General features: G+C 45.4%; 8 protein-coding genes and 1 rRNA gene. 5 read left to right on the top strand and 4 right to left on the bottom strand.

Annotated elements, in window-relative coordinates:
• Window positions 1-87, top strand: a 5S ribosomal RNA gene (gene rrf / locus BLP85_RS11005); the annotation flags it as partial.
• A 409-nt stretch (window positions 88-496) separates the two neighbouring features.
• Here rrf and BLP85_RS11000 read toward each other — a convergent pair.
• Window positions 497-1,189, bottom strand: a complete 693-nt coding sequence (locus BLP85_RS11000) for a TIGR04219 family outer membrane beta-barrel protein (RefSeq protein ID WP_092820134.1) — start codon at window positions 1,187-1,189, stop codon at window positions 497-499.
• Window positions 1,190-1,805: 616 nt separating this feature from the next.
• Between BLP85_RS11000 and BLP85_RS10995 the strand changes: the two genes are divergently transcribed.
• Both BLP85_RS10995 and BLP85_RS10990 read left to right on the top strand, forming a co-directional pair.
• Window positions 1,806-3,284, top strand: coding sequence for a sodium-dependent transporter (locus tag BLP85_RS10995; protein WP_092820127.1), 1,479 nt, complete (start codon window positions 1,806-1,808; stop codon window positions 3,282-3,284).
• Window positions 3,285-3,294: 10 nt separating this feature from the next.
• Window positions 3,295-3,438: a methionine/alanine import family NSS transporter small subunit gene (locus BLP85_RS10990; RefSeq protein WP_086197760.1), complete on the top strand. Its 144-nt coding sequence runs from the start codon at window positions 3,295-3,297 to the stop codon at window positions 3,436-3,438.
• A gap of 26 nt (window positions 3,439-3,464) precedes the next feature.
• Here the strand turns inward: BLP85_RS10990 and BLP85_RS14845 are convergent, their stop codons facing one another.
• The 3 genes from BLP85_RS14845 to fmt are packed head-to-tail and all read right to left on the bottom strand — an operon-like array spanning window position 3,465 to window position 5,910.
• Window positions 3,465-3,668 (bottom strand): hypothetical protein, encoded by a 204-nt coding sequence (locus tag BLP85_RS14845; protein WP_143002190.1) that lies wholly within the window; start codon window positions 3,666-3,668, stop codon window positions 3,465-3,467.
• The gene (rsmB, locus tag BLP85_RS10985; RefSeq protein ID WP_092820126.1) at window positions 3,644-4,951 is read right to left on the bottom strand and encodes a 16S rRNA (cytosine(967)-C(5))-methyltransferase RsmB; all 1,308 of its coding nucleotides are present in this window, start codon (window positions 4,949-4,951) and stop codon (window positions 3,644-3,646) included. Before rsmB ends, BLP85_RS14845 begins: the two co-directional genes overlap by 25 nt.
• Window positions 4,951-5,910 carry a methionyl-tRNA formyltransferase gene (gene fmt, locus BLP85_RS10980; protein ID WP_092820125.1) on the bottom strand — a complete coding sequence of 320 codons (960 nt, stop codon included), beginning with the start codon at window positions 5,908-5,910 and terminating at the stop codon, window positions 4,951-4,953. The genes rsmB and fmt overlap by 1 nt, the downstream gene beginning before the upstream one ends.
• Before the next feature lie 383 nt (window positions 5,911-6,293).
• Between fmt and ilvD (BLP85_RS10975) the strand changes: the two genes are divergently transcribed.
• Both ilvD (BLP85_RS10975) and ilvD (BLP85_RS10970) read left to right on the top strand, forming a co-directional pair.
• Window positions 6,294-8,123 carry a dihydroxy-acid dehydratase gene (ilvD, locus tag BLP85_RS10975; protein ID WP_092820124.1) on the top strand — a complete coding sequence of 610 codons (1,830 nt, stop codon included), beginning with the start codon at window positions 6,294-6,296 and terminating at the stop codon, window positions 8,121-8,123.
• A gap of 367 nt (window positions 8,124-8,490) precedes the next feature.
• Complete coding sequence (gene ilvD, locus BLP85_RS10970; protein ID WP_092820123.1) at window positions 8,491-10,176, top strand: dihydroxy-acid dehydratase; 1,686 nt, start codon at window positions 8,491-8,493, stop codon at window positions 10,174-10,176.
• The last annotated feature ends 36 nt before the right edge of the window (window positions 10,177-10,212 follow it).

Here is a 10,212-nt window from a genome sequence, read left to right as displayed (position 1 = left end):
CTGATCCCTTCCCGAACTCAGAAGTGAAACCTCTTAGCGCTGATGGTAGTGTGGGATTACCCATGTGAGAGTAAGTCATCGCCAGCTCATTATTCTAAAAAGCCCTCTGCATAAGCAGGGGGCTTTTTTTATGTGCGGGGATTTTATAACTCTCAGTTTAATAGAGCTTAGCGGTGATTTTATTCAACACGAAGTTAGTGAACTGAAGATTGGCTAAGATTTTAGGTTCCCTTAACCATTGATAGGCATTTTATTTTTATAAGCGATAAATATACATATATACGGACATAAAAAAGCCCCGGCATCCTGTCGAGGCTTTTTCGTATTGGTTAAAGGTATCACTCCTGTTCTACCTCAGCTTCCTGCTGTTTTTACTTTTATTCTTCTTATTTTATAAACATCCTGTTTCTGTATGAGTTAAATATAATCTGAGCTCAGCCATATGTATAGCCTTCATTTTCTGCAGTTCATGTAAGCAAAAGCGTACAGGAGTGCTTTAGAAATGCGCTTCTATGCCAAGATAAGGGCCTTTAAATTTGAGTTTGGTTTCTGCATTTGAGCCTTCTTCTAACTGGATGTCTAAAATGCGATAACCGACTCTGGCACCCACGTCGAGTAACAGGGTATCAATGAAATTATATTTGAGTTCCACCTGAGCATCGCTAATTTGCTCATCATCCAGTGCAGCAAAACTGGCTTCAGCTCTTGCACTTAAACCGGTAAAAGGCAGGTTTACCCCGGCCTGGGCATAAAGCATCGGTAGCGTGCTACTCACATCTAAGGTGTTGGTATAGTTTTGCAGAATATCTCCGCTTAAACGTTTGGCACCAATGCCGACATCTGCATCGACAATATTGTCCAGCACTTCATAATACAGAATGAAATCTGTATAAGTGAGGTCGACCTGATGGCTTTTTACACCCGCCAAACTTTGATCGCTGTCAGCCTGTAAATGGCTATGTTTGATTTTTGCATTGGGCAACAATGGCACCGGATGTTCTAGCGCAACCGAGAATGTCAACGCTTGATCATTTTCCATTTGTGCTTGTGGTAGCGAAGATGCCGGTTGGGTTAAATCGGTGCTGTAGTGCCAGTAATCGATATTGCCTTTGACCGCAATAACATCGGCTTGAGTGGAACTGAACGCGCCCAGTCCAAGGGCTAGACAAAGAATTTTGAATGATCGCATGAGAATCCTGACATTGTTTAATCCGTTATTTTGAAAAATCTTTTTGTGAGTTAAATAGCATGAGTTGAGACCCAATTTATAGCGCATCATATATTGAATGCTTAAAAATTGCATTGTTGTTGTTTCTCAAAATTACAGAATGTTTATCTCTCATCTTTAGCATACGAGTTGAAAAAGGCATGTGGCATTTAATTTTTAAATTGTTATTTCACAACCATAAATAAGCAGATTGAATCATCTTAAGATAACTTTAGGTTTTTATATGTAATTTATGTATTCCCAGAAGTTTATAGGTGAATAATAAAGCAGGATTAAAATTCAGCCGATTAAATGAGCATTCAAACTCAACAGATTATAAAAATGAAATGTTTGGTAAATAAATTACAGAAAATTTTTATAAAAGTGAGTATTGTTAAGTTCATATAAAGGATGAGTATTGATCAACATTTTTAAGCAAAATTTGAACCTTACTGATCTGTTTGCCATTTAGAATACTGCACCCAAAAGGTGACCTCTAAATCAAACACAAGAATTATTTTTGAAGGGTACTTTTTGTGCTTGCGATATAAACCCGATAACAAGCAGCATTTAAAGATACCTAAGGTTTAGGTGTTTTATGACAGATTCTCGTGAAAACTGGTCATCACGATCCGGCTTTATTATTGCAGCTGTCGGATCGGCTGTCGGTTTAGGTAATATTTGGCGTTTCCCCTACGTGGCTTATGAAAATGGCGGCGGCGCGTTTCTTATTCCTTATTTGATTGCTTTAATTACGGCAGGCCTACCGCTGTTATTCCTCGATTATGCTGTAGGGCATAGAAGTAATAGCTCACCGCCAAAAGCCTACCGTAAACTGTTTCGTGGCGGTGAAACCTTGGGATGGTGGCAAGTCAGTGTATGTATCATTATTGGTTTGTATTATGCCAGCGTTTTGACCTGGGCAGGCAGTTACGTGTACTTCTCCATAGGTCAGATGTGGGGCAATGATCCGGAAGGTTTCTTTTTTAAAACCTATTTACAAACCAGTGAAGCGACCGGGTTTGATCCGCGTTTTGTGAGCCATATTTTCTGGCCATTGGCAGGAATTTGGGCACTCACCTTAATCATTTTATACGGTGGGGTGAAAAAGGGCGTTGAACTTTCCAACAAGATTTTCATGCCATTACTGTTTGTTTTATTCACCATTCTGGTGATTCAGGCACTGCGTTTACCGGGAGCGGTCGATGGCTTAAATGCCTTCTTCACTCCAAACTGGTCTGCCATGATGGATTACAAGGTGTGGTTGGCTGCCTATGGTCATACCTTCTTCTCGCTGTCCGTCGGTTTCGGGATCATGGTGACTTATGCTTCTTACTTAAAGCCAAAAACCAATTTAACCGGTTCGGGTTTAATTGTGGGTTTTGCTAATGCCTCTACGGAAATTTTGGCCGGTATCGGGATTTTCTCTGCGCTGGGCTTTATGGCTTATGCTGCGAACAGCAATGTTCAGGATGTGGTGAGTGGCGGTATTGGTCTGGCATTTATTGCATTCCCTAAAATTATTTCCAGCCTGGGTGCGGGTGCCGACCTGTTTGGTATCCTGTTCTTCTCGTCCTTATTTGTGGCCGGCATTTCCTCGATGGTGAGTATTTTGGAAGTTCCGATTTCTGCCATGATGGACAAGCTGAAATGGAGCCGTAAGAAAGCGGTCACTATTGTTGGTGGCGGTAGTGCCTTGGTATCGATTGTTTTATTCTCCAGTGTGAACTCGATTAAACTGGTGGATATTATTGACCATTTCATTAATAACATCGGCATTATCGGCGGTGCGTTGCTGTCGATTATCTGTATTGCCTGGTTCAAGCGTTCGGCACTGGCTGAAATCCGGAATCACGTCAATGCCATTTCAACGGTACATTTGGGCAAAGGCTGGGACTTTACCCTGACCGTGATTACCTCGTTGATTCTGTTGGTCACCTTAACCATGACCATTTATAACTTGTTATTAAAAGGCTATGGTGATTATAGTGTAAGCATGCAGTGGCTGTTTGGCTGGGGCTGCGTGATTTTCTGTGCTGTCATTGCTTTTATTTTGGCTCGCGTCAAAGACCGCTAGGAGAATAAAGATGAATACTTCTGCAATCGTTATGATGATTATTTCCATGCTGTTTTTGTGGGGCGGACTGGTCTTGTCCATTCTGCACTTGATGAAACATCCTGAGGAATTGGATGAAGTGTTGGAAGAAGTCAAAGATCAGCACACTCTTTAAATCTGCAAAGACTTCAGTTCATACTGTTACAAAAGAAAGCCATTATCATTGATGATAATGGCTTTCTTGTTTTTAAAATACAGCATCAGAGGTGCATACCATTTTGCAGTAGGAGGTCTGTATCGCATGTGCAATGACCTTTCTGGCAGGATGGGCACACCAATAAAAACAGGTGGCTCTAAGCCACCTGTTTTCATTACATCGGTTAAGCCGTTTTCTGGATACGGCAATAGAAGAAACCATCACCACGACCCACTTGTGGCAATAATTGGCGACCGTGAATTTGTTCAATGCCCCAATCGGCTTCAATTTTCACTTCTTTGGCATCGGCATGCGTAGCAAAGAACTCAACCATTTGCTGTTCATTTTCTGCCTTTAAAATGGAGCAGGTGATGTAAAGCAAGGTGCCACCGACTTTGAGTTGCTGCCACATATTGTCCAAAATCTGTTTTTGCAGCTGGACTGTTTTGGCAATATCACCCGATTGACGCAGTAAACGGATGTCTGGATGACGACGCATCACGCCAATGGCTGAACAGGGTGCATCCAGCACGATACAATCGGCTTGTTCAGGGGCCGTCCACGTCACGGCATCTGCGGCGACAATTTCGACATTTTTGCCATCGAGAACCAAACGTTCCAGGTTTTCAGACACACGCTTTAAGCGCTTTTCATCCTGATCAAGGGCAATCAGTTTTTTCGGCTGATATTTTTCTAAAATGTGTGCAGTTTTGCCGCCCGGTGCCGCACAGGCATCGATCACCATTTTGCCATTCAAGTTCGGCAATAAAGTGGCACACAGCTGGGCATGTTCATCCTGTACTGAAAAGCCGCCCGCTTCAAAGCCCGGCAGACTTGGAATGTGCAGGCTTTCGTCCATGACAATGCCGACTTCAGAAATTTCGCAGCGATGTGCATTGATGCCTTCATCTTCCAGAATATCCAGATATTCATCCCGGCTAACCTGGCGAGTATTGACGCGTAAAGTCAGTGGCGCAACCTGTTTCAGCTCATAGCTGAGTTCAGCAAATTGATCGCCCCAGTCTTTTTTCAGACGTTTAGACAACCAGCTTGGTAAATTCGTTGCTTGTTCAAGCACGTCATAGAACTGCTCAGTTTCACGGGTAGCACGACGTAAAATGGCATTGACCACGCCACTTAAACTTTCCATGCCCAATTGTTTGGTCGCTTCAACGGTTTCTGAAATGGCCGCATGGGCAGCCACACGTGTACAAAGCAATTGATATAAACCAAGGTACAAACAAGTTTCAACCACTTGATTGTCCAGTGGTTTAGAGAGTAATGGTAAAGTCAGTTGTTTCAATGCATGCCATTGACGTAAACAACCCAGTACCAATTCATGGAACAAAGCACGATCTTTGTCTGACACGATGTTCATCTGCTGCGCGAGCACAGATTGCAGCGATTGACCATTTTGGACAGCCAATAACGTCTTCACCACCTGAGCACGTAAATTGAGATCTCGGGTAGAGGCGTTGGGAGATTGCTTCATTATAAAATTTGTCCAATAGTCAGTTTTTGGGTTTGTAAAATTTGTACAGGGTTAAGCGGTTTAGCGCCCGGCCATTGTAAAGCAGTCAGCGTGATGACCGTGTTATTTGCACAGGCAACATGGACGCCATCTTTATCAATAGCAAGGATCTCACCCGGTTGCGCATTTTCCGCAGTGGCATGAGATAATTTGGAATTCCATACCCGCAAGTTGTTTTTCTCGTCGAGGATGATAAATGCCACCGGCCACGGATTGAAGGCACGGATATTGCGGTCAATCTGTACGGCATCCATAGACCAGTCAATTTCCGCTTCAGCTTTGGAAAGCTTGTGCGCATAGACAGTCAAGGCTTCGTCTTGCACTTCACGGGTCGCCAGGTAGTGTTGCAGTTTTTCTTCCGACGCTAAAACAGCTGCAATTGCGCTTGCACCCTGTTCGGCCAGTTTGTCATGCAACGTTGCAGAGGTATCGCCGGCTTCAATCGGGCAAATGGTTTTAAACATCATGTCGCCAGTATCTAAGCCTGCAGCCATTTTCATAATGGTCACGCCAGTTTCAGTATCGCCTGTGGCAATGGCACGCTGAATTGGCGCAGCACCACGCCAGCGTGGCAACAGTGAACCATGGATGTTCAGGCAGCCATATTTAGGTGTATCAAGTACCACTTGCGGCAGAATCAAGCCATAAGCGGCCACCACCATCACGTCGGCATTTAAAGCGGCCAGTTCTGCCTGTGCGGCCAAGCCTTCTTCAGTCGAAGATTTAAAATGAAGAGGCTGGTAGACCGGAATATTATTGGCTAAAGCCAGCTGCTTTACAGCAGAAGCCGTGAGTTTTTGTCCTCGTCCAGCTTTGCGGTCCGGTTGAGTATAGACCGCAACAATGTCATGTTCGGTTTTAAGCAGTGCAGCCAATGCAGTGGCTGCAAATTCTGGTGTACCCGCAAAGATGATTTTCACACAAAAGCTTCCAAATAAACGTGATGCCTATTATAAGGCAAAAGCATTTATTCACCTAAATTGAGTCTTAACACAGACCGAAGAAGCCTATTTTTATAAAAAAAAATTATGCAAAATTTAAAAATTATTCATGAAAGTTTTGCATTGTCTGACCAGGGATGGCGGTATAGTAGATTTCAGTTAAAGATTTTTGTCGTCAAATCACGAAGTTCAATTTATAGACCCATCTGCCCATATCTAAGATGAAAATGCCCTCTTGAAAAACAATGGCTTGGTGTATGATAGGTTCGAAATTCGACTGATTTCATGCTCTCGATCTGTAAGATTTCGCCAGAGTGAATGAGCTCATTCAACTCAAGCACAAACTTTGTTGGAATAACACAATGCCTGACTATCGTTCAAAAACATCGACACACGGAAGAAACATGGCGGGTGCGCGTGGCTTATGGCGCGCAACTGGGATGAAAGATGAAGACTTCGGTAAACCGATTATTGCCGTCGTCAACTCATTCACGCAATTTGTTCCAGGTCACGTTCATTTAAAAGACCTTGGTCAACTCGTGGCTCGTCAAATTGAAGCGTCAGGTGGTGTGGCCAAAGAATTTAATACCATTGCCGTCGATGACGGCATTGCGATGGGTCATGACGGCATGTTGTATTCACTGCCTTCACGTGACCTGATTGCTGACTCGGTTGAATACATGGTCAGCGCGCACTGTGCCGATGCCATGGTGTGTATTTCCAACTGTGACAAAATCACCCCGGGAATGCTGATGGCTGCGATGCGCCTGAACATTCCGGTAGTATTCGTGTCTGGTGGCCCAATGGAAGCGGGTAAAGTTAAAATCCGTGGTAACGACAAAGCCATCGACCTGATCGACGCCATGATCGTGGCGGCAGATGACAACTATACCGACGAAGAAGTGGCGGAATACGAACGTTCTGCCTGCCCAACCTGTGGTTCATGTTCAGGCATGTTCACTGCCAACTCGATGAACTGTTTGACTGAAGCATTGGGTCTGTCTTTACCGGGTAATGGTTCGACACTGGCAACTCACGCAAACCGTAAAAAACTGTTTGAACGTGCAGGCTCGTTAATTGTGGAGCTGGCTAAACGTCATTATGAACAGGACGATTACAGCGTACTGCCACGTTCAATGGTGACCAAAGCATCCTATGAAAATGCCATGACGCTGGACATCGCCATGGGCGGTTCAACCAATACCGTGCTGCACTTGCTGGCAGCTGCCAATGAAGCAGGCGTTGATTTCACCATGGATGATATCGACCGTTTGTCTCGTAAAGTGCCGGTACTGTGTAAAGTTGCTCCGGCGAAAAATGATGTGCATATGGAAGATGTGCACCGTGCCGGCGGCATTATGTCGATTCTGGGTGAATTGGATCGTGCCGGTTTGCTGGATACCTCAGTCGGTACAGTCCACGAAGCAACCCTGAAAGATGCTTTGGACAAATGGGACATCATCCGTACTGAAAATGAAGAAGTGTATCAATTCTTCCGTTCAGCACCGGGCGGCGTACCAACGCAAACGGCTTTCTCGCAAGACCGTTACTACTCACGTTTAGATGGCGACCGTGAAAATGGCGTGATCCGTAATGCAGAACACGCTTTCTCGAAAGACGGTGGTCTGGCTGTGCTTTACGGCAACATTGCGCTGGATGGCTGTATCGTCAAAACTGCCGGTGTAGATGACTCGATTCTGAAATTCAATGGTACTGCCCGTGTGTTTGAAAGCCAGGATTCTGCGGTAGAGGCGATTTTAGGCAACGAAATTAAAGCTGGCGATGTGGTGGTGATTCGTTATGAAGGTCCACGTGGCGGTCCGGGCATGCAGGAAATGCTGTACCCAACCAGTTACCTGAAATCGAAAGGTTTGGGTAAGGAATGTGCCTTGCTGACTGACGGCCGTTTCTCTGGCGGTTCATCAGGTCTGTCGATTGGTCACGTGTCTCCAGAAGCGGCTGAGGGCGGTGCTATTGGTCTGGTTGAAGATGGCGATTTAATCGAAATCGATATTCCAAACCGTACCATCAACCTGGCTGTAGATGAAGCCACCATGGCAGCTCGCCGTGAAGCGCAAGAAGCGAAAGGCTGGCATCCAGTGGAAGAGCGTCCACGTAAAATTTCCAAAGCCCTGAAAGCCTATGCCATGCATACTACAAGTGCTGCGAAAGGTGCGGTACGTGAAATTTAATTTGTAGTTTTTACAAATTTTAGAAAGCACTCCAGATGGGGTGCTTTTTTATTGATTATTGAAAATAGCACGGTCGCATTTTACTTTGTACTCTTGCAATAGCATTGCGTAGACGATGTTTTACTTTTGAAGGCTCAAAAGTAACAAAAAGCCTTTGTTGTGCTGATGGTATATCCCTATACCACAGCACAACAGGTGACATCCTGTCACCTGTCACGATTAATATTTTAAGTTCTTGAATATTCAATCTGATATGAGTTTATCTGGAGTATATGTTTTCTTCACGAGTGGTATTTCTATACAATGATCTTAGAATAAATTGCCAAAGACTGAAGCTGAAAATCGGTCATCGCCAAGGAAGAAACCAATGAGTAAAGACAATATCCGCGAACATTCAGCACCCGTTTATGAAGGGATTGAAAATGCACCGGCACGTTCCATGATGCGTGCCACCGGTTTTAAAGATGCCGACTTTAGCCGTCCTTTTATTGGCATTGCCTCAACTTGGGCCAATGTCACGCCGTGCAATATGCATATCGATGGCTTGGCGCGTGAAGTGGAAAAAGGCGTGAATGCCGCAAATGGCAAGGGCATTATCTTCAATACCATTACCATTTCAGACGGGATCTCGAATGGTACCGAAGGCATGAAATACTCATTGCTGTCACGTGAAATTATTGCCGACTCCATTGAAGCGGTGGTGGGTTGTCAGGCCTATGACGGCGTGATTGCGATTGGCGGCTGTGACAAGAACATGCCGGGCTGCATTATGGGACTGGCGCGTTTAAATCGCCCGGGGCTGTTTATTTATGGTGGAACCATTAAACCGGGTGCTGGCCATACCGACATGATTTCCGTGTTTGAGGCGGTGGGCCAGCATGCCAAAGGCGAAATCAACGAAATTCAGGTCAAGCAGATTGAAGAAGTGGCACTGCCGGGTCCAGGTTCCTGTGGCGGCATGTATACCGCCAACTCGATGGCATCTGCCATTGAAGCACTTGGCATGAGCCTGCCGGGCTCATCGGCGCAGGAAGCGGTATCTGAAGAGAAAAAAATCGACTGTCTGCGTGCAGGTGAAGCGGTGATGAATCTGTTACGTCTGGACATTAAACCGCGTGACATCATGACCAAGGCAGCGTTTGAAAATTCCATTAAAGTGCTGATTGCACTGGGTGGTTCGACCAATGGCGTGCTGCATTTACTGGCCATGGCACATACGGCCGGGGTGGAACTGTCCTTGGATGATTTTGTGCGCATTGGCAAGGACATTCCGGTGGTGGCCGATGTGCGTCCATCCGGTAAATACCTGATGTCGGAACTGATTGCGATTGGCGGGATTCAACCGCTGATGAAACGCATGCTGGATGCCGGCATGCTGGACGGTTCCTGTATGACTGTCACCGGTAAAACCCTGGCAGAAAACCTGGCGGATGTCGAGGATTATCCGGAAGGTCAGCAAATTATTCTGCCCTTTGATGCCCCGATTAAAAAAGACTCGCATCTGGTGGTGCTAAAAGGCAACCTGTCACCGACCGGTGCGGTAGCAAAAATTACCGGTAAAGAAGGGCTGTATTTTGAAGGTCCGGCACGCGTGTTTGAAGGTGAAATTGGTGCCATGCGCGGTATTCTGGATGGTGAAGTGCAGGAAGGTGAAGTGGTGGTGATTCGTGGTGAAGGGCCGAAAGGTGGACCCGGCATGCCGGAAATGCTGAAACCGACCTCGGCCATTATTGGTAAAGGTTTAGGAAAATCGGTGGCATTACTCACCGATGGCCGTTTTTCAGGAGGCAGTCATGGCTTTGTAATTGGTCATGTGACTCCTGAAGCTTATGAAGGCGGACCGATTGGTCTGGTGAAAAATGGCGATAAAATTTCCATTAATGCCGAAACCCGTGAGATGACGCTGCATATTTCCGATGAAGAACTAGCAGCGCGTAAAGCGGCCTGGGTCAAGCCTGAACCGAATTATCGCTATGGTGCTTTGGCGAAGTTTGCCAAATTGACCACAGGTGCGGAAAAAGGGGCAGTGACCGATCTAAATTTAGATGTATAATTGATCATTACCTAACAAATTGTTATAAACCCTTGT

Origin of the sequence: Acinetobacter kookii (genome assembly GCF_900096895.1) — a bacterium.
GTDB lineage: Bacteria > Pseudomonadota > Gammaproteobacteria > Pseudomonadales > Moraxellaceae > Acinetobacter > Acinetobacter kookii.
This window is presented reverse-complemented; position numbering and strand designations above follow the sequence as displayed.